We start from the raw sequence: 19,057 nt of genomic DNA, 5'->3' as shown, positions 1-19,057 counted from the left end.
GATGGAGTGGGTCACGACTTCGTTTGCACGATGCTCGCCGTGACCCCGATAGGTTCTAGGGTCCAGACCCTAGCCCAAGGTTGAGTTGAACGCCCCGCCATCCAGCAAAAGATTTTGGCCTACAATGAAGCCGGAGAACTGGCTGCACAGAAAGGCGGCAGCAGCGCCGAACTCTTCTGCAGTACCGTAACGCCCAGTCGGATTTCCCGCATATGCTTCTGCGCGAGCTTCCTCCAAGGAAATTTTCTTGGCAGCGGCGGTGCGCTCGATAAAACCTTTGGTCCGATCGGTATCGTGAGATCCGGGCAACAAATTGTTGATGATAACACCGTGTCGGGCGACCTGCCTTGCAGTTCCCGCGACGAAACCGGTGAGACCGCTGCGCGCTGCGTTGGACAAGCCAAGCTGTGCGATAGGCGACTTCACCGAGCCCGACGTAATATTGACGACGCGGCCCCATTTGCGTTCGATCATGCCGGGTAAAATTGCGTTCATGAGCAGGATCGGCGTCAGCATATTATTATTGACGGCCTGCAGCCATTCTTCTTCGCCCCAATCAGACCAGACACCGGGAGGCGGGCCACCCGCATTGTTTATCAGGATGTCGGCGTTGGGTTCCGCCCGCAACAGGGCCAAGCGCCCTGCTTCCGTTGTTACATCCTCCGCAACAATCTGAACCGCAACGCCATACATTCCTGCGATTTCATCCGCTGTGGCGCGCAAGGTCGATTCCGTGCGGGCATTAAGCGTGAGATTGACACCTGCTTCTGCCAGCTTCTCAGCAACACCCCGGCCAAGCCCCTTCGAACTTGCGCAAACAATTGCGCGCCTTCCCTTGATACCCAGATCCATACCATTACTATCCTTATTATCGATGATCCCTTATCGACAATTCCGGCATGCTTTGACAAGCTCCCGCAACGCAGATCAAAACCGGGAATCAGATCATGGCAACATTCGGAGCGACTATTTTATGGAATAGGGATGAAGGCACTGCTTTCACCGACAACAAATATAGCCGGGCCCATCTCTGGCAATTCGATGGCGGCGCAGAGGTCCCAGCCTCGTCTTCACCGCATATTGTGCGCCTGCCCTATTCCGTGGCCGAGAATGTCGATCCTGAGGAAGCCTTCGTTGCCTCGATTTCGAGTTGCCACATGCTGTTCTTTCTTGCCGGTGCGGCAAAAGCCGGATTTGTCATTGATGAATACCGCGATGAGGCGCAAGGCGAACTGGCAAAGAACGAAAAGGGGAAAGTCTATATCAGCCACGTGGTTCTGCGTCCGCATGTGACCTATGCCGGACAGTCACCGGACAAAGCCGCCGAAGCGGAATTTCACCACGCGGCCCATGAGCAATGTTTTATTGCCAATTCAGTGATTACAAAAGTCGATGTTGAACCTGCCTGACCGTTGACGTTGGAGGAATATAATGCACACCGAACTCAAGATCGCGGACGCGATAAACACGACCTGTCCTTGGTCGGGCGATGCCATCAAGGAAGACAGCCTGACGCTTTATAATGGAGCCGTTGTCGGCTTCTGCAATACTGGCTGCCGGGACAAATTCGAAAAAGCGATCAACCACTTCGACACGGAACTGGTCCATCGCCGGCATGAAAGTCTCTGATCTTATTGGTTCAGGCACCGTCGCCTGAACCGGCCACAACTGCTTCTGCTGGTCGCTTCATCCGGCCTTGCCGCTTTAATTGCTGTTCGCGGAAGAAGATGAACAGGCCTGATGCGATGATGAATCCAGAGCCTACGAGCATCGACATGCGCGGTACGTCGCCAAACACCATCCAACCAAACAGGATGGCCCAGAAGAGCAACGTATATTGCAGCGGCGCTACCGTGGCTGCATCGGCAAGTTTCAATGCCCGGTTGACCAGCACATGGGCAAGCATGGCGACAATCCCAAGTAGTCCGAGCAATAATAGATCGCGCATCGTCACCGGTGTCCACTCGAAACAAATCCAGGCGAGTCCCGCCAATCCTGCTCCAATAATCTGCCAGAACACCAAAGTCGTATCCGGCGTGCTGCGCAATGTGCGGCCCAGCAGCAGCATGAACGCAAAGGCAATACTGCCAAATATCGAAATGACCGCCTGCGGCGTAAGTGCCTGCGACGATGGTTCAAGTGCAATTATCACCCCGACAAAGCCAAGAATGATAGCGCTCCAGCGCCGCCAGCCAACCGGCTCTTTCAAAATGAAGGGAGAGATCGCCGCCACATAGATTGGCGCAGCGAGCCAGTAGGTCATGACATCGGCCAAGGGCAAATAAATGACTGCGAAGTAGAATGCGAAAACTTCAGCCGTCGAAAGAATGACCCGCGCTGCCTGTGTCCATGGTTGGTCGACCTGCACAATCTTCTTGGGGCCATTGAACCATATAAATGGCGCCAGCACGACCAAGGCGGCAATGCTGCGAATGAATACAACTTGCCCAACCGAATAAGTCGAAACCAACCACTTTCCCATGACGTCATTAAGCGAAAACATTAACATGCCAAGCAACATGAGCAATATCCCGGTACGTGCTGTTGATGCTTCGGGAGAGTGGGCTACGGTTACCGGAGTCGAGGGCATGAGCATTTCCTGAATTAAGTCTTTTGTCCAAGCTCTGAGCCATTTTCGGCTTTCAATCCAGTATAAAAACGCCACTTTTGCTTTTGGCTACGAAGAATCCCGACCGAATTGCTTAGAATACGCTCAATTGGCTGGCTGGAATGGTTTTTGATTTGAGAGTATGTTCTTGGCTTGGGCTTCCGGGGGGACAATTATGCCTAAGATTTCTCAGCTCTTTTTCAAATCGGCGACGATTTTCTTCATCATTGGAGTCATGATGGGGCTTCATATGGGGTTTTCTGGTGATCACAGCCCTGTCCCCGCGCATGCCCACCTTAATCTTTTAGGCTGGGTAAGCAGCGCCATCTTTGCAACCTACTACGCCCTTAACCCCAAGAAGACAGAGGGGAAACTGGTGATGTGGCAGTTTGCTGTCTACACGACCGGGATCGTGGTGATGATCCCCTCGCTCTATTTCATGGCGCTGGGAAACGCAGCTTTGGAGCCCCTCGTAGGCATAGGCTCATTGATCGTGTTTGCCGGCGTTCTACTCTTCGCGGTTGTGGTTTTCTCAAGCAAGAACTAGGGCCAATTGCCGGGCGCTGGCACGCAGCGGCTCCGCACTCTGGCTCGCCTTTGCCATCGCCATTGCACCCGAATAGCTGGCAACGACCAGCGTCGCCAAATCTTGCGCATCAGATGCACTCATTGCCGGCCTGTCGGTTTTAAGCCGCACGACAATCGCCTCGCGCCATTCATCGAACACCGTGCTCACCGCTTGGCGAAAATCACTATCAGCCAAGGAGAGCTCCAGAGCCAGATTGTTAAGCGGACAGCCGGACACCACCTGATTGCGATCCAAAGTCGTGGCGACATTATCGAGAAAAGTCGCGACACCCTCGCCGACCGATGCGGCTGTCGAGACTGGCTTGATTGCAGTTTCCTGAACCTCTGCCGCAACACGCTCGGCAATCACCGCCAGGCCGAGCGCTTTCTTTGTCGCGAAATGATGGTGCAAGGCCCCACCGGTGGTTGTCGCCGCCTGCACCACATCCTGAATGCTGGTACCATTATATCCATTTTGTTGAAAAAGAGCGGCAGCCACGTCCAAAATCCGCGCTCGCATGGCCAGCGGATTGTTAGTTCTTTTCGGCTTCTCTTTTTGCATCAAATCTCTCACTGCGCGCAAATTTCAATCGCTGTGACCGGATTCGGACGGCTCCGTGATTCTCCGTTCCAGACTATCAGATTGACAAAACAGGACAACCGGTTTTATTAAACAGGATGACTGACCTGTTTTTGGAGAAGGCGATGACTGAACCAGCAAAGACATCGAACTACAGCCCCATTATCGAGCTGCGGCGCTATACACTTCATCCCAACCGGCGCGACGAGCTGATTGGCGTTTTCGATGAGCATTTCCTTGAAGGCCAAGAGCATTGCGGCATGAAGATCATTGGTCAGTTTACAGATATGGACGATCCTGATGCGTTTGTCTGGTTTCGTGGGTTTGATGATATGCGGGCAAGGCAGAAGGCTCTGACCGCGTTCTACGACGGACCAGTCTGGAGCGAGCATCGCCATACGGCCAATGCAACGATGGTGGATTCAGATGATGTCCTGTTGCTGCATCCTGCTTATGACGGCTCGGATTTCGAGCTGCCTGTGAGCCGCAATGCAAATCAAAAGGCCGCACCTGCTTCAAGCATATTCCGGATCGCAACATACAAGCTCCGAGCCCCCGCGGAGACAGGTTTTCTCGAATTCTACAAGACTGAGCTCGCACCTATTCTTGACGATTCTGGCGATAGACGGATCGCCCTTCTGGCTTCTGAACACAGTGAAAACAGCTTCACCCGCCTCCCGGTGCGTCTCGGAGAGAATGTCCTCGTCAGCGTCTCGCGGTTTGATTCTGCTGCGGAGGAGGCAGATTTTGATCGTGCTTTGGCTGACCGCATGGATTTTGACCAAGCCAGACTTGCGACTTGGCTTATCGCACCGCTCGTTACTGCGCGATTGAAACCGACTGCCGGTTCATTATTGCGGTAAATTGAGAAATTTGGTGGAGCCAAGCGGGATCGAACCGCTGACCTCTTGCATGCCATGCAAGCGCTCTCCCAGCTGAGCTATGGCCCCATTCCAATCGACCCATTGGGCCGTGCCGGTAAACCGGCTTATATTCAACAAGGACTGGTAACCTTGTTATGCCATCCGAAGATGGCGGGTTATTAGCTTCCGCTCACGCGAAGATCAAGCCCCGTTCGCCGCTTATTTCTCGGCGAACGGAACTTATTTTTAGAATCAATTCTCGTCGTCGTCGCCTATGCCGCCGCCAAGAATGTCAGTGACGTCGTCATCTTCGTCTTCTTCGTCGGTCGCGAGGAATGTATCGTCATCGTCCGAATCATCGACTTCAACATCGTCGCCCAAATCCGGAACATCACTGTCTGTGTCGCCATCAGCTTCTTCGAGAGCCACGAATTCCGGCTTCTCCAGTGCTACATCCAGCTCTTCAGTTTCTACTTCTTCCTCTTCCTCCCGGGCAGAGACCGTCGTCTCAAAATAGCTGAGTGGATAGGTCTTGCCTGTGAACGGCGAAACAATGGGGTCGCGGTTCAGGTCATAAAATTTCTGCCCGGTTTCCGGGTCAACACGCTTGGTGCCAAGTTTTGGATTAGCCACGTTCTGCCTCGTCTTGCTGCGCTTGCCTGCATTCGGCTGACAATCATTGCGCCATGTGCTCCCAGGGACCCACGTGCACGCAATAACACTTTGTATTGGCGCATAATCCTTATCCAAAATCGAATCGATTTTTGGGGTTATACGCTTGTTTCCTGAAGACGCAGCTTTGCCGACCGCACCTCATAAAAAAATTCGTGGTCCCATAAACGCAATTCGCCGCATTTGTCAAAGCGAAAAAAGCACTGCGTGAGGATTGAATTTGCAAGATGACCAAGGAACCAAGCTGTGTTAGAGCCTACCGAGTTTGCCCCGCCCACCCTATTTTTCGCGATTGACCCTTAATCATGTCCCACGATTCGCTGCCAAAACCTGCAATATCTCGCCGCTCAAACGCCCTTACAGGCGATATCCGTATTCCCGGCGACAAATCGATCTCGCATCGCTCTTTCATGTTTGGCGGTCTGGCCTCCGGCGAAACCCGCATTACCGGCCTGCTTGAAGGTGAAGACGTTATCAATACAGGACGCGCCATGCAGGCCATGGGTGCAACAATTGCCAAAGAAGGCGACGTTTGGATTATCAAGGGAACGGGCAATGGCTGTCTGTTGCAGCCTGAAGCGCCTCTCGACTTCGGCAATGCCGGCACCGGCGCACGTCTTACCATGGGGCTTGTCGGGACCTATGCCATGGAAACCACCTTCATCGGCGATGCATCCCTATCAAAGCGGCCGATGGGCCGCGTCCTCAATCCACTGCGCGAAATGGGCGTTCAGGTTTCCGCTGCCGATGGCGACCGGATGCCGCTCACCTTACGCGGCCCCAAAGTAGCCGCTCCTATCACTTACCGGGTCCCAATGGCTTCGGCGCAGGTGAAATCAGCTGTTTTGCTCGCTGGTTTGAACACACCCGGCATAACCACAGTGATTGAACCGGTGATGACCCGCGACCATACGGAAAAGATGCTGCAAGGCTTTGGCGCGAATCTCTCCGTGGAAACTGACAAGAATAATGTGCGCCATATACGCATTGAAGGCCAGGGCACATTGACCGGCCAGACAATCGATATACCGGGTGACCCTTCCTCGACAGCTTTTCCACTGGTCGCCACTCTGCTGGTTCCCGGCTCGGATGTCACCATCCGCAACGTTCTGATGAACCCGACCCGCACCGGGCTGATTCTGACCTTGCAGGAAATGGGTGCGAATATTGAAATCATGAATGCCAGACTTGCAGGGGGCGAAGATGTTGCCGATCTGCGTGTGAGATATTCTGAACTGAAGGGCGTGGAGGTACCGGCAGACCGTGCGCCGTCGATGATCGACGAATATCCCGTTCTGGCTGTTGCGGCGAGTTTTGCCAGCGGTGAGACGGTGATGAACGGGCTGGAAGAATTGCGGGTGAAGGAGTCTGACCGGCTTTCTGCCGTGGCCAATGGCTTGAAGGTCAATGGCGTCGATTGCACGGAAGGCACCGAAACACTGAGTGTGCGCGGACGACCGGACGGCAAGACGATCGGCGGCGGTATAGTGGAAACCCACCTTGATCATCGTATCGCAATGAGCTTCCTCATCATGGGATTGGTTTCAGAAAAACCGGTTACCGTCGATGATTCGACCATGATTGCGACAAGTTTCCCTGAATTCATGGCGATGATGGCTGGCATGGGGGCACAGATCACTGAACTTGCTGCGCCAGCATGACGACCCAATGAATTCATTTTTTTCGGCTATTACAGTTTATGGGCTTTACGGAATGTCCAGTATCCCATTCATCGTGTGGGCCGCAAAGAATGCCCATGCCGGCACGCTCGCCAGCAGGTCCGACCGGCGGTGGCCGGGTATAAGCTGTACGATTTTTCGTATCGTTCTTCCTTTACTGCTGATCTTCCTCTATGCGTGGAACATCTCCGAAGCTGCAGTTGCGAGCGAGTGGATGCCTTACCAGTTTCTCCTGCTGCCACCAGCACTTGGGTCGATAGCCGGTTACGGTATAGGGTTCTTTACAGGCAACAGGACAACCAACTGATGTATTTCCTGCTGGCATCAATTGCGATTACGGCTATCCCCTACGCTATAGAGCGCATCGGACTCAAAGTTCGCTTCGGGCTGTTCGCGCTGCTATTCTGGCTATTTGTTTTCCAGCTGTTTCTCATCCTCGCAATTGATACATTCCTGCAAAATCTGGCCACTTATCTGCCCGAGTGGCTCGAATCGATGATGACGACACTTGGCGGCTTTGCCTTTGTAACCATCGGCATTACACCGCTCATCACGCTGGTTCTGGCCGCAGCCTATCTGCTTTTTGCGCTCTGGCAGTGGTTCTTCGACAAGGATGAACTCGAATTATCGCCGCCGAAACATTTCACCATCGCCATTGATGGTCCAGCGGCCTCAGGCAAGGGCACGCTTGCACGGCGTCTCGCCCAATTTTACGGATATCATCATCTCGACACGGGTCTTACCTACCGCGCGGTGGCCAAAACCTTGCTCGATCAGGGCATGCCGCTCGACGATGAGTTTTTGGCCGAGAAAGCCGCACGTTCAATCGATCTGTCGACATTGGATCGTACCGTTCTGTCCGCACACGATGTTGGTGAAGCAGCATCAAAAGTCGCCGTCATGCCGGCCGTACGCCGGGCGCTAGTCTCGGCACAGCAGGGATTTGCCTTGCTATCGCCGGGTGCAGTGCTGGATGGGCGCGATATCGGTACCGTTGTCTGCCCTGATGCTCCCGTGAAGCTTTACATTACTGCCTCGCCGGAAGCGCGCGCCAAGCGGCGGCATGATGAAATCAAAGCCAGCGGCAAGGACGTAAATTATCAGGATGTTCTCGACGACCTTACCCGTCGCGACGCGCGTGACATGGGGCGCACAGACTCTCCGTTGAAGCCGGCAGCGGACGCGCACTTGCTTGATACGACAGAAATGGATATAGAGACCGCGTTTCTTAATGCCAAAACTCTGATCGATCAGGCCTTGGCGCGGGAAGCCCGTAATACCAAGTAATACATTTGCAGTCAGCCCTCGCACCGGATTGCCCTCATAGGGCGGGTTGGCATGTGAATGATCCGTAACTCGAACCACCGGTGCCTGTGTCCAAAAACCTTTCCTAAAAGCGGAAAGCCGGACACTTCAGGAGTATATATGTCTCAAGCCAATCCATCGCGCGAAGATTTCGAAGCTCTTCTCGCCGAGTCCTTTGCCACCAACGACCTTGCAGAAGGTTATGTTGTAAAGGGCCGTGTTGTTGCCATCGAAAAAGACATGGCGATCATTGATGCCGGTCTCAAGGTTGAAGGCCGCGTTCCGCTGAAGGAATTCGGCGCGAAAGCCAAGGACGGTTCGCTCAAGCCAGGCGATATCGTTGAAGTTTATGTTGAGCGCATCGAAAATGCGCTGGGTGAAGCTGTTCTGTCGCGCGAAAAAGCACGCCGCGAAGAGAGCTGGGTTCGCCTGGAAGAGAAGTTCAACCGCGGCGAACGTGTCGATGGCGTGATCTTCAATCAGGTCAAGGGTGGTTTCACTGTCGATCTCGATGGCGCCGTAGCCTTCCTGCCGCGCTCACAGGTTGACATCCGTCCGATCCGCGATGTTACCCCGCTTATGCACAATCCGCAGCCCTTCGAAATCCTCAAGATGGACAAGCGTCGCGGCAACATCGTTGTATCGCGTCGTACAGTTCTCGAAGAGAGCCGTGCGGAACAGCGTTCTGAAATCGTCCAGAACCTCGAAGAAGGTCAGGTTGTTGAAGGCGTTGTCAAGAACATCACCGATTACGGTGCGTTCGTTGATCTCGGCGGTATTGACGGTCTTCTGCACGTAACAGACATGGCATGGCGCCGTGTGAACCATCCTTCGGAGATCCTGAGCATTGGCCAGACGGTCAAGGTTCAAATCATCCGTATCAACCAGGAAACACATCGTATTTCGCTCGGCATGAAGCAGCTCGAAAGCGATCCTTGGGATGGTATCGGTGCGAAGTACCCAATCGGCAAAAAGATCACCGGTACGGTTACCAACATCACTGATTACGGTGCATTCGTTGAGATAGAGCCAGGCATCGAAGGCCTTATCCACGTTTCTGAAATGTCCTGGACAAAGAAGAACGTGCATCCGGGCAAGCTGCTCTCGACAACACAGGAAGTCGAAGTCGTTGTTCTCGAAGTGGATCCGGTCAAGCGCCGCATCTCCCTCGGTCTCAAGCAGACACTCGACAACCCTTGGACCACTTTTGCTGAAAAGTTCCCTGTCGGTACGATCGTCGAAGGCGAAGTCAAGAACAAGACCGAGTTTGGCCTGTTCATTGGCCTCGATGGCGATGTAGACGGCATGGTTCACCTCTCCGATCTCGACTGGAATCGTCCAGGCGAACAGGTCATCGAAGAGTACAACAAGGGTGACATGGTCAAGGCGCAAGTTCTCGACGTTGACGTCGAGAAAGAGCGCATCTCGCTTGGCATCAAGCAGCTTACCGGCGACAAGGTCGGCGAAGCAGCGACTTCGGGTGAATTGCGCAAGAACGCCGTTGTAACCGTAGAAGTTACGGCGATCACCGATGGTGGCCTTGAAGTGCGTCTGGTCGATCACGACCTCGACACCTTCATCCGCCGTGCTGATCTGTCCCGTGACCGCGACGAACAGCGTCCAGAGCGCTTCACTGTTGGTCAGAAGGCAGACGCGCGCGTCATCGCTTTCGACAAGAAGACCCGCAAGCTGCAGGTTTCCATCAAGGCGCTTGAAATCGCTGAAGAGAAGGAAGCTGTTGCCCAGTATGGTTCGACAGACTCCGGCGCTTCGCTCGGCGACATTCTCGGCGCAGCCCTGAAGAACCGCGAAAAGAACTAAGTCCACTTTCGGACTTGAGTTAAAAAACCCGCCGGTTCGCCGGCGGGTTTTTTGTTGCAAGGGCTTGTTCCTAAACTAGATCGTATCGAACTGAACGAGGATGAAAGCCATTTGAATGATTAGAGCTGCGACCAGAATTGCAAATCGGGCTCTTCGGTTGCTGAAGTAAATCCCGGCACTGAGCAGCCCTATCAGCGCCAGATTACGCAAGGGATATTCAGGCCCGAGAGAGAGGAAGTGGGCGTGCCCCTTCATTGCGGTATCGATAAAATCGAAAACAAATATCGATATCATAATGCCGAAAAACCAGGCTCTGCGGGACATGAAGTAATCTTCATAGCCGTCATAGCCCTCCATACTGTCCGGAAACAGCATAGCGCATGCCAGAAAGTGCAAGCTGGCGAAAAAGATGACGAAGAGATAGGCCTCAAATTTCCATAGCACCAGCTGGTGAAGATAGAACTCAAACCACCAGAAATGGACCACCGTAAGCAGGGTAAAAAGCACCCAGCCCAAATGAACGACATAGATATTTCTGTGCTGCGGATGCTGGATGATCCGGGCAACACCGGTAAGCAGACGCGATACGCTGAGTCCGAGAATAATGCCTATGATGACCCGTACGTGTGTGAATACTTCCGGATTTGGTATTGCGCCTTCCATCAGTCAATCTCCATGCCATGTCTCTACGAAATCGACATTTGCGTAGTGCTGCGATGGTATGGGCGCAAATGTCATATTCACTCCTTAGCAGTCTGGATTTGAATACTATTTCAACAATATCGAATCTGGCAGCTAGAAATTTATTCCAGCATAGATTATTAAAACCTATTGGTTCAGATACGTGCATTAATCGGCCGGAAAAGTATTTATATGGTTTTTTGCAATCAATGAATTAACATTAGATCTTTAGCAAATGAATATCATCTCACTATACGCTTAATTGCTACTTTTACGAATATTTGTGCAACTGAAAGTTGCACAGTTTTGACCTCATTCATTTATCAGGACTCAGCCTGCAATTCTTTTTTTCGGATTGCCTGTGGTCCAAAAAGGAATTTAACCGATGCCCAAAGACATCAAAACTATGGAAGACTTTTCCGAATTTGCTGGTCTTTCGCGCCCGACAGTGTCGAAATACTTTAACGATCCATCGTCTGTCCGCAAAAGCACGCGCAAAATTGTCGAAGCCGCGATCCTTCGCTCCGGTTACAAGCCCAACCTTTTTGCCAGCAATCGAAGAACGCATATTCTTGGCGTGATCGTGCCTAATTCCAACGATCCATTCTATATGTCGCTGACACGTCGCATACAGGATTTGGCGGGTTTGGCAGGCTATATGGTTTTCATGCAAAGCTCCGAAGGACGACCGGAGCTTGAGCAGCGCGCGCTTGAAACATTCCAATCCATGAATGTAGCTGGCGTTATCATAGGCGCGCTCGGCTCGTCATCACATCAGGAAAAACTGGCAAAAGCCGCTGAGTCAGTACCCATTGTGTATATTGACTCCTCGCTTGATGATACGTCCCCCTTCGTGGGAACCGATAACAGGCAGAGCGTCAAGCTCATCGTGGATTATCTAACCAGATCAGGCGACGCTCCATGTTATTTTGGCATGCCGCCGCTTAACAATAATGTGCAGGGTCGCAGGAGCGCCTATGTCGCGGCAATGGATGATCTGGGCTTGGAGCCGCTTTTTGTGCCCGTAGATCCAGAAAACACATGGAACCTTGAAAAATTCGCCTTTGATGCCGCTGTTCGAATCCTGCGAAACGGATCTTTTCCGACCAAGACCGTGCTATGCGGCAATGACCGCATAGCGGCAGGCCTTTCGGCCGCGGCCTATCAAGCGGGACTGAAGATTGGCCGGCGTCAGAATGATGACCTTCGCTTGGCAGGGCACGATGACCAGCCCTTTGCTCGTTATATGTGCCCGCCGCTCACCACTGTTGCGCAAAACCATAAGGAAATCGGTCGGCTGGCGGTCGAATTGATGTTTCAGAAGCTCGGCGAAACGCGTGACACCAAAACAGTATTACCGGCAAATGAGCGCATTCTTTTAAACGCCGAAATCATGCTGCGCATGTCGGCCTGACGATCTATATGGTTCAAAGCGCGGCAACGCGCCGCGAGATTCGTGAGACAACAGGCCTTTGCGTCGACATCAAAACGCATTAAACAGCATAGAAATAGCTGTTGTACGTTTTGACTGCTCAGGAGAGTTCAATGACAATCACCAAACCAAAACTGGTTACTGTTTTTGGAGGCTCTGGCTTTGTCGGTCGTCACGTGGTTCGCGCGCTCGCCAAACGCGGCTACCGGGTTCGGGTCGCGGTTCGACGCCCTGATCTTGCATTTCATCTGCAGCCATTGGGTGGCGTTGGTCAAATTCAGGCAGTTCAAGCCAATCTGCGCTACCGTTGGTCGGTGGATCGCGCAGTCGCCGGTTCTGACCATGTCATCAATCTGGTTGGCATCCTTTATGAGGGGGGCAGCCAGCGTTTCAGCACGGTACATGATTTTGGCGCGCGTGCTGTTGCTGAAGCTGCCCGTGCAGCAGGCGTTCCCCTCACCCATATGTCGGCGCTGGGTGCTCATTCGCAATCGCAATCCGCATATGCCAGTACGAAAGGGCGCGCTGAAGAAGCCGTTCTGAAAATTCTGCCGGAGGCGTATATTATCCGCCCGTCCGTTATTTTTGGACCGGAGGATGGATTCTTCAACAAGTTTGCGGGCATGGCGCGCATATCCCCGTTCCTGCCGTTGGTCGGCGGTGGTCATACAAAGTTTCAACCGGTTTATGTCGGCGATGTGGCCGAGGTGATCGCGCGTTCTGTCGACGGTGCCTTGCAGCAGGGCAGAATTTACGAATTAGGCGGCGGAGAAGTTCTGACGTTCCGCCAGTGCATGGAAGAAATGCTCCGTGTTATTGGCCGCAAGCGGGCATTCCTCCCCATTCCATTCTGGGTAGCATCCATACAAGGCTCGATCCTTGGGCTATTGCCAAAGCCGATGATTACTTCCGATCAGGTGATCCAGCTTAGAAATGACAATGTCGTTTCCGAACAAGCAAAGGCAGAAGGGCGCACGCTTGAAGGCCTCGGCATTCGTCCGCAAACCATTGAGACGATTTTGCCGTCATATCTTTGGCGCTTCCGCGTGCAGGGTCAGTATTCCAGCCAGAAGCCTGCTTGATTAGAGCAAAGTTTGCCCTAGCGGGCTGCTGCCAGAATTAGGTCAGCAGCTTTTTCTGCGATCATGATAACCGGCGAGTTTGTATTGCCAGAGACGATGGATGGCATCACCGATGCATCCACAATCCGCAACCTTTCCAGCCCATGCACCTGCAAGTCCGTATTGACGACCGCCATATTGTCACTGCCCATCCGGCACGTACCCACCGGATGAAAAATCGTCGTCGCAATATCACCTGCGCGATGAATTAACTCGTCATCGCTTTGATATTGCGTTCCAGGCAGCATTTCCTGTGGGTGGTATTTCATTGCAGCCTTGGTCGCCATCAGATTTCGGGCATGACGAATTGACCGGGCTGCAAGCAGCCTGTCGCCCACCGTCGACAGGTAGTTCGGCTTGATATTGGGTGGAAGGCTGGAATCAGCCTTGCTTATATGGACTGTACCTCTGCTTTCTGGCCGCAAATTGCAAACCGAGATGGTAACAGCGGGATAGCGATGCAGAGGTTCGCCCAGCCGATCTGTGCTGAGCGGTTGCACGTGGTATTCAATATCAGGCGTTAGGAGTCCGGGATCGCTTTTTGCAAAAATGCCGAGCTGACTCGGGGCCATGGACAAAGGTCCTGAGCGGCGTAGCGCATATTCGAACCCCATGGCAGCCCGCGAGAAGAGATTGTGATAAAGTTGGTTCAATGTTCGCGCACCTTCGATGCGAAACACTGTCCTGATTTGAAGATGGTCCTGCAGATTTTCACCCACCCCAGGCAGATCGTGCAAGGGCGCAGCGCCTGCATCTTTCAAAATGGCAGGGTTTCCGATGCCGGACAGTTCCAGGATTTTCGGAGAGTTGATTGCGCCTGCCGACAGAATAATTTCGCCCGAAGCGCGTGCAATGCAGGCTCGGCCCTGCAAACGATAACCGATCCGCACGGCCCGCTTGCCTTCGAATTCCACCCGCTCCACTTCTGCCCCGGTCACGACCCGCAAGTTGCGTCGCTTCATGGCAGGGCGAAGAAACGCCTTGGTGGTATTCCAGCGTAAGCCGCCACGCTGATTAACTTCGAAATAGCCCGAGCCCTCATTATCGCCGGTATTAAAATCTTCCGTTTTGGGAATGCCAAGCTCTTCCGCCGCATCCCGAAATGCATCGAGAATGGGCCAGGATAATCTTTGACGTTCCACCCGCCATTCACCGCCAGCTCCATGCAAGGCGGACTTTCCACGATAATTGTCTTCAGACTTGAGAAAATAGGGCAGCACGTCATCCCAGCCCCAGCCAGTATTGCCTGCCTGACGCCAGCCATCGTAATCGGCTGCCTGTCCGCGCATATAAATCATGCCATTGATCGACGAACAGCCACCCAGCACCTTGCCGCGTGGATAGGGTAGCGTCCGGCCATTCAAACCTGCTTCAGCAGCGGTCTTCATCATCCAGTCGGTTCTGGGATTCCCCATGCAAAAGAGATAGCCGATTGGCACGTGTATCCAGTGGTATCGGTCGTTTCCGCCAGCCTCAAGCAAGAGAACGCGATGCTTTGGATTGGCAGAAAGCCTGTTGGCAAGAACGCACCCCGCCGAACCAGCCCCGACGATGATAAAGTCGTAGACGCCCTCATCGAAGGCTTGCTCGCTGCGATGCATATTCACGCTGCCACCTCGGTCGCGACTGCATCGCTTTCCGCCATTTGCCGCCAGATTGGAGCCATAGCTGCGGCAATCTCGAGGTATAATTGGTAGCGACGTTCATAATGCTTTGCTCGTTTTGCATCGGGCTTGTAGTGCCGCTCACTGGTGACCATTGCTTCAGCACCAGCAGAAAAATCTGCGAATATGCCAATTCCCGTTCCTGCCGCGATGGCAGCCCCCAGCGCACCCGTCTGGCTTGAGCGGGCAATGGATACAGGCAAACCCAGCACATCGGCGAATATTTGCGGCCAGATCAAGCTGCGCGAACCGCCACCGGAGAGCACGGCCTCGTTGAAGCTCGCTCCGGCGGCGCGCATCATTTCGATGTGCTGGCGATGGCCGAAAGCTACGCCTTCCAGCAATGCTCGAACCATATGGCCTTTTGTATGCCAGCCTGCAACACCGTAGAAACCCGCCCGCGCATTACCGTCCTGTTGCGCGCCATAAAGAAAGGGATGGTAGATTGGATCATTTGCCGCTGGCTCAATTGATGATGCCAATTCGCAGCAGACATCGAATGGTGATTGACCATCCGGCTGCTCGCCATGGAAGAATTCACGCACCAGCCATTCAAGATTGGCTGCTGAAGTAGCACTCGATTCAATCGCCATATAGCGATCGCGATCAAAGGTCGATGACATGAACACCGGGCCTTCCAGGCGCGGGCGATCAATGATCACCTGGTTAATACTCCATGTTCCAGCAATGATGGAAGCGGCACCCGTGCGCGTGACCCCGGACCCGATGGCGGAAGCGATCACGTCAAAGAATCCGCCAATGACTGGCGTTCCAGCGGCCAATCCGGTTTCAGCAGCCGCCTTCGCCGTGACCGTTCCCGCAATGTCCGCACTTTCGATCAAAGGCGGCAGCATGTCCATGCAGTCGCCCAAACCGAACGCGTCCAGAAGGTCTTGGTCATAGCGGCGTTCGGCAACATTCAACAATCCGCAGCCGGTCATGTCGGACACTTCACTGACCCGCGCACCCGTCAAGCGATTGACCACGAAATCCTTGCACAGAAACACTGTCCCGATCTTACGAAAGGTTTCCGGTCGATTACGCTTGATCCACGCCAGCAGGGTTGGGGTTTGGGATGGCCAGGGACGTTGCAAACCTATCGGATAGGTGCGATCTCCGACGCCTTCAGCCAATAATGACTCGACAAGTGGTGCTGCACGTGTGTCCAGCGACTGGATTGCAAACAATGGTTCACCGGAATGATCCAGCGTATAAAGCCCATTGCCATGTCCCGCACAGCCGATTGCTGCGATATCTTCAGGCTCGATCCCGGCCTGTTCGATGCAGGTTCTGATGACAAGCTTGGCATTCTCCCAAAGTTCCCCGAGACCCCGCTCCACATGCCCGGGAAAGGGCATCGCACTGTGCCCTTCCTGTGCAGCTGAAGCGATTTCACGGCCTTGCCTGTCAAAGATCACCGCCTTGATGATCGTGTTGCCAGCATCGAGCCCTAATAGATATTCTCCCATCCGGAACCCCTCCTCAGGTTCTATGCTTATGCTCAGCCCTCTTGATAAAGCGCGTAGGCATCCTCGCCGCTGGCATCGTCATGGATTATGGCCATTAGTCCACGAACCACAGCCCCCGGATTTGCATGCTGGTAGATATTGCGGCCATAGACCATACCCATCGCGCCCTGCTGCATTAAAGCTGCCGATTTGACGAACACGTTCTTCAAGTCTTCTTTGCCGCCACCGCGCACAAGAACCGGGCAGCGGGCGGCTTCAACAACGCGATGAAAATCCTCTGCATTGGTTGTCGGATCAGCCTTGACGATATCGGCCCCCATCTCGCGGGCAAGCCGTGTCAGCGTTACGATCTTATCCGCATCGCCATCAACCATATAGCCTCCCCGCTCGGTGACCGGCTGCATGACCAGCGGCTCAATCATCAATGGCAACCCGTATTTGTCGCAATCGGCGCGCACACGTGAAATGTTTTGAACACATTGCCGAAACAGGTCCGGCTCATCGGGCAGCATGAACAGATTGACGACGACGCAGGCTGCATCCATTTCGATCGCGCCAATCAGTGGCTCGGCTTCATTCTGCAAAACCGCCCACATATTGCGGTGACGAAACGGGTTGTAAGGATTGCCCATGTCGATACGCATGACCAATGCGGGCTTATCTTTCCCGTCCACGTTTTGCAAAAGATCGGCTTGGCCGTAATTCATCTGTATGGCGTCTGGAGCTGCAGCAACCAATGCCTTCACGACAGATTCCATATCCTCCAGACCATTCAGGAAGGTCGGCTCATTGCACACTCCGTGATCGATCGCCACGTCGAGGCAGCGCCCCTTGCCGAAAAGACGGTTCATCCGAACCTTGCTGTTGTTTCTCATGATAGTCTCCTTCTTCATTTCGTGCGCTTTGTGCGGCGATATCAGCGCCATGCCGCTCTGAGAGCAGGCATAAAAACTTCGCTCGCTCATCATTGCGGCGTGCAACAGACCATTCCTTTTCAGCGGCGAGCAGGCCCAGAACCGCGTCTGTCATCGATAGTGAAAGCTCTCCGCTGATCGCCAAGGTGGTGCGCCGCAGCAGGATGTCGTCCAAATGCTCAACCGCTTCGTTTCTGATCAGGAACAGAATCTCGCGCCTTGAGTAGCCTGGATGCGGCATTGCTTCATCGTTCCCCGCAGCAATGAATTGTGCGAGCCCTTCAGCATCTGTTCCATATCGTTGGAACAATTGATCAATACGCTGTTCCTCAAGGCCGGTCAGGGCAGCGACACGCGATATCCATTCATCACTATTCGCCGGGAAAGCCCGGCCTCCGCCAATGGCGCGATCCTCTGTAGCCACTCGTCGCTCACGGCCAAGTTTGGACAGAGCCATATTGGCAGCCAGTTCGCCAAAGGAACGGAACGTTGTCCACTTGCCGCCGATCATGCAAAGGACAGGCGGGCCGCTGTTGTCGTGCTCGACAAAAGTGCAAAAATGATCTCGCGGGATGCGCCCCGTAAACTGATCCTTGCTCGCAGGCAGCGGACGCACGCCGGAAAACTGATAGACGATTTCTTCCGGCCTTATCTTGATTGCCGGCAGCACGAAGGCCAAGGATTGCAGAATGTAGTCTCGTTCCTCCGGGGTGCAGGTGACATTCTCCGGGTTATCAACCCGAATATCCGTAGAGCCAACCAGCACCTTACCAAGATAGGGAAAGAGAATGCAGACGCGGCCATCCTCATTCTCGTAATAGATCATATGGCCATCAAGGGCTTTCAGAAGCTCGGCATTGTCGATGATGAGGTGAGATCCCTTGGTGCCGCCCATGAGCGGCGCAGACAAGGCATTTTTTGGAAACAATGTGGCGTTGGCCATATCTATCCAGCCGCCCGTCGCATTGACAATCAGGTCTGGCTTTATGGTTATGGCGGCTCCGCTGATATGGTCATGGACAGCAAAAACGCCCGACGCATCCCGGCGAAGTTCGGCATAATTGACCGCACGGGCCGAAGCATTGGCTGACATGCCGTCCTGGAGCAGTTCAATTCCTATTCGCTCTGGATGGCTGACCCAAGCATCGTGATAGGTCGCCGAACTTTTGATGGCTGGGTTGAGCGCTGGCCATTTGCCAAGACTGGCTTGCCGCCCGCGAAATTGATGTTTGGGCATCAAAGCGCGCTTGCGTGTCAGAAAATCATAAATGCTTAAGCCTGCCTTTATGGCGAGAGCGCCGCGCCTGCTTGGTTTGCGGGTCAGGCCAAGAAAACGCACAGCACCGTTGGCAAGGCCAGAGAATAAACTGAAAACCGGCACGGTCGTAGGCAAGGGCGCGACCATATGTGGGGCGTTGCGAAGCAGGCGGTCGCGTTCAACCAGTGATTCCTTCACCAGATTGAATTCACCGTTTTCGAGATAGCGAAGACCGCCATGAACCATGCGCGAAAGAGCTGAGCTGGCGCCCGAACAATAATCATTCCTCTCGACAAGCAGAACATTGATGCCCTGCAGCGCCAGTTCGCGGAACACGCTGAGACCATTTATTCCGCCGCCGATGACACACACGTCCACCTTCAGGCTCCGACGAAGCCCGTCAAATACTTCTTCACGCTTCAT

The 19,057-nt window shown here is 53.7% G+C and carries 19 protein-coding genes and 1 tRNA gene; 10 read left to right on the top strand and 10 right to left on the bottom strand.

Going from position 1 to position 19,057, the window contains the following annotated elements:
- Positions 1-69: 69 nt before the first annotated feature.
- Positions 70-852 carry an SDR family oxidoreductase gene (locus V9K95_RS07825; RefSeq protein ID WP_336440245.1) on the bottom strand — a complete coding sequence of 261 codons (783 nt, stop codon included), beginning with the start codon at positions 850-852 and terminating at the stop codon, positions 70-72.
- A 95-nt stretch (positions 853-947) separates the two neighbouring features.
- Between V9K95_RS07825 and V9K95_RS07820 the strand changes: the two genes are divergently transcribed.
- Together V9K95_RS07820 and V9K95_RS07815 are read left to right on the top strand one after the other, a co-directional pair.
- Entirely contained in the window at positions 948-1,409 is a 462-nt protein-coding gene (locus tag V9K95_RS07820; RefSeq protein WP_115054608.1) for an OsmC family protein, read from the top strand.
- A gap of 22 nt (positions 1,410-1,431) precedes the next feature.
- The gene (locus V9K95_RS07815; RefSeq protein ID WP_336440246.1) at positions 1,432-1,629 is read left to right on the top strand and encodes a glutathione S-transferase; all 198 of its coding nucleotides are present in this window, start codon (positions 1,432-1,434) and stop codon (positions 1,627-1,629) included.
- 10 nt (positions 1,630-1,639) lie between these two features.
- On the opposite strand, the gene V9K95_RS07810 is transcribed toward V9K95_RS07815, so the two are convergent.
- The gene (locus tag V9K95_RS07810; RefSeq protein ID WP_336440247.1) at positions 1,640-2,590 is read right to left on the bottom strand and encodes a DMT family transporter; all 951 of its coding nucleotides are present in this window, start codon (positions 2,588-2,590) and stop codon (positions 1,640-1,642) included.
- A 193-nt stretch (positions 2,591-2,783) separates the two neighbouring features.
- Here V9K95_RS07810 and V9K95_RS07805 point away from each other — a divergent pair, with 193 nt between their 5' ends.
- Complete coding sequence (locus V9K95_RS07805) at positions 2,784-3,155, top strand: hypothetical protein (RefSeq protein ID WP_336440248.1); 372 nt, start codon at positions 2,784-2,786, stop codon at positions 3,153-3,155.
- Here V9K95_RS07805 and V9K95_RS07800 read toward each other — a convergent pair.
- Positions 3,141-3,737 (bottom strand): TetR/AcrR family transcriptional regulator, encoded by a 597-nt coding sequence (locus V9K95_RS07800; protein WP_115054605.1) that lies wholly within the window; start codon positions 3,735-3,737, stop codon positions 3,141-3,143. The two genes, V9K95_RS07805 and V9K95_RS07800, sit on opposite strands and share 15 nt — an antisense overlap.
- Positions 3,738-3,880: 143 nt before the next feature.
- On the opposite strand from V9K95_RS07800, the gene V9K95_RS07795 reads away from it, so the two are divergent.
- Positions 3,881-4,618: an NIPSNAP family protein gene (locus V9K95_RS07795; RefSeq protein WP_336440249.1), complete on the top strand. Its 738-nt coding sequence runs from the start codon at positions 3,881-3,883 to the stop codon at positions 4,616-4,618.
- Positions 4,619-4,629: 11 nt separating this feature from the next.
- Here the strand turns inward: V9K95_RS07795 and V9K95_RS07790 are convergent.
- Together V9K95_RS07790 and V9K95_RS07785 are read right to left on the bottom strand one after the other, a co-directional pair.
- Positions 4,630-4,705 (bottom strand) — tRNA-Ala (locus V9K95_RS07790).
- 165 nt (positions 4,706-4,870) lie between these two features.
- Entirely contained in the window at positions 4,871-5,251 is a 381-nt protein-coding gene (locus V9K95_RS07785) for a TIGR02300 family protein (protein WP_115054805.1), read from the bottom strand.
- A 344-nt stretch (positions 5,252-5,595) separates the two neighbouring features.
- Here V9K95_RS07785 and aroA point away from each other — a divergent pair, with 344 nt between their 5' ends.
- The 4 genes from aroA to rpsA all read left to right on the top strand — a co-directional run bounded on the left by aroA (position 5,596) and on the right by rpsA (position 10,095).
- Complete coding sequence (aroA, locus tag V9K95_RS07780; RefSeq protein WP_336440250.1) at positions 5,596-6,951, top strand: 3-phosphoshikimate 1-carboxyvinyltransferase; 1,356 nt, start codon at positions 5,596-5,598, stop codon at positions 6,949-6,951.
- 7 nt (positions 6,952-6,958) lie between these two features.
- On the top strand, positions 6,959-7,276 hold the full coding sequence (locus V9K95_RS07775) for a hypothetical protein (RefSeq protein WP_336440251.1): 318 nt from the start codon (positions 6,959-6,961) through the stop codon (positions 7,274-7,276).
- A 341-nt stretch (positions 7,277-7,617) separates the two neighbouring features.
- Positions 7,618-8,256, top strand: a complete 639-nt coding sequence (cmk, locus tag V9K95_RS07770; protein ID WP_336440488.1) for a (d)CMP kinase — start codon at positions 7,618-7,620, stop codon at positions 8,254-8,256.
- Positions 8,257-8,394: 138 nt separating this feature from the next.
- Positions 8,395-10,095 carry a 30S ribosomal protein S1 gene (gene rpsA / locus V9K95_RS07765; RefSeq protein WP_115054601.1) on the top strand — a complete coding sequence of 567 codons (1,701 nt, stop codon included), beginning with the start codon at positions 8,395-8,397 and terminating at the stop codon, positions 10,093-10,095.
- Between the two features lie 75 nt (positions 10,096-10,170).
- On the opposite strand, the gene V9K95_RS07760 is transcribed toward rpsA, so the two are convergent.
- Positions 10,171-10,758, bottom strand: a complete 588-nt coding sequence (locus V9K95_RS07760; RefSeq protein ID WP_336440252.1) for a hypothetical protein — start codon at positions 10,756-10,758, stop codon at positions 10,171-10,173.
- A gap of 403 nt (positions 10,759-11,161) precedes the next feature.
- Here V9K95_RS07760 and V9K95_RS07755 point away from each other — a divergent pair, with 403 nt between their 5' ends.
- Both V9K95_RS07755 and V9K95_RS07750 read left to right on the top strand, forming a co-directional pair.
- The gene (locus V9K95_RS07755; RefSeq protein WP_115054599.1) at positions 11,162-12,190 is read left to right on the top strand and encodes a substrate-binding domain-containing protein; all 1,029 of its coding nucleotides are present in this window, start codon (positions 11,162-11,164) and stop codon (positions 12,188-12,190) included.
- Between the two features lie 131 nt (positions 12,191-12,321).
- Positions 12,322-13,290: a complex I NDUFA9 subunit family protein gene (locus V9K95_RS07750; RefSeq protein WP_115054598.1), complete on the top strand. Its 969-nt coding sequence runs from the start codon at positions 12,322-12,324 to the stop codon at positions 13,288-13,290.
- Between the two features lie 17 nt (positions 13,291-13,307).
- Here the strand turns inward: V9K95_RS07750 and V9K95_RS07745 are convergent, their stop codons facing one another.
- From V9K95_RS07745 to V9K95_RS07730, 4 genes are read right to left on the bottom strand one after another with little or no spacing between them, the layout of a single operon-like run.
- Positions 13,308-14,930 (bottom strand): GMC family oxidoreductase, encoded by a 1,623-nt coding sequence (locus tag V9K95_RS07745; RefSeq protein ID WP_336440489.1) that lies wholly within the window; start codon positions 14,928-14,930, stop codon positions 13,308-13,310.
- A gap of 2 nt (positions 14,931-14,932) precedes the next feature.
- Positions 14,933-16,462, bottom strand: coding sequence for an FGGY-family carbohydrate kinase (locus V9K95_RS07740; RefSeq protein WP_307281747.1), 1,530 nt, complete (start codon positions 16,460-16,462; stop codon positions 14,933-14,935).
- A gap of 32 nt (positions 16,463-16,494) precedes the next feature.
- Positions 16,495-17,337 carry a class I fructose-bisphosphate aldolase gene (locus V9K95_RS07735; RefSeq protein ID WP_115054595.1) on the bottom strand — a complete coding sequence of 281 codons (843 nt, stop codon included), beginning with the start codon at positions 17,335-17,337 and terminating at the stop codon, positions 16,495-16,497.
- On the bottom strand, positions 17,249-19,057 hold the full coding sequence (locus tag V9K95_RS07730) for a glycerol-3-phosphate dehydrogenase/oxidase (protein WP_336440253.1): 1,809 nt from the start codon (positions 19,055-19,057) through the stop codon (positions 17,249-17,251). The genes V9K95_RS07735 and V9K95_RS07730 overlap by 89 nt, the downstream gene beginning before the upstream one ends.

The organism is Phyllobacterium sp. CCNWLW183 (assembly GCF_037203775.1).
Taxonomy (GTDB): Bacteria; Pseudomonadota; Alphaproteobacteria; order Rhizobiales; family Rhizobiaceae; genus Phyllobacterium; species Phyllobacterium ifriqiyense.
This window is presented reverse-complemented; position numbering and strand designations above follow the sequence as displayed.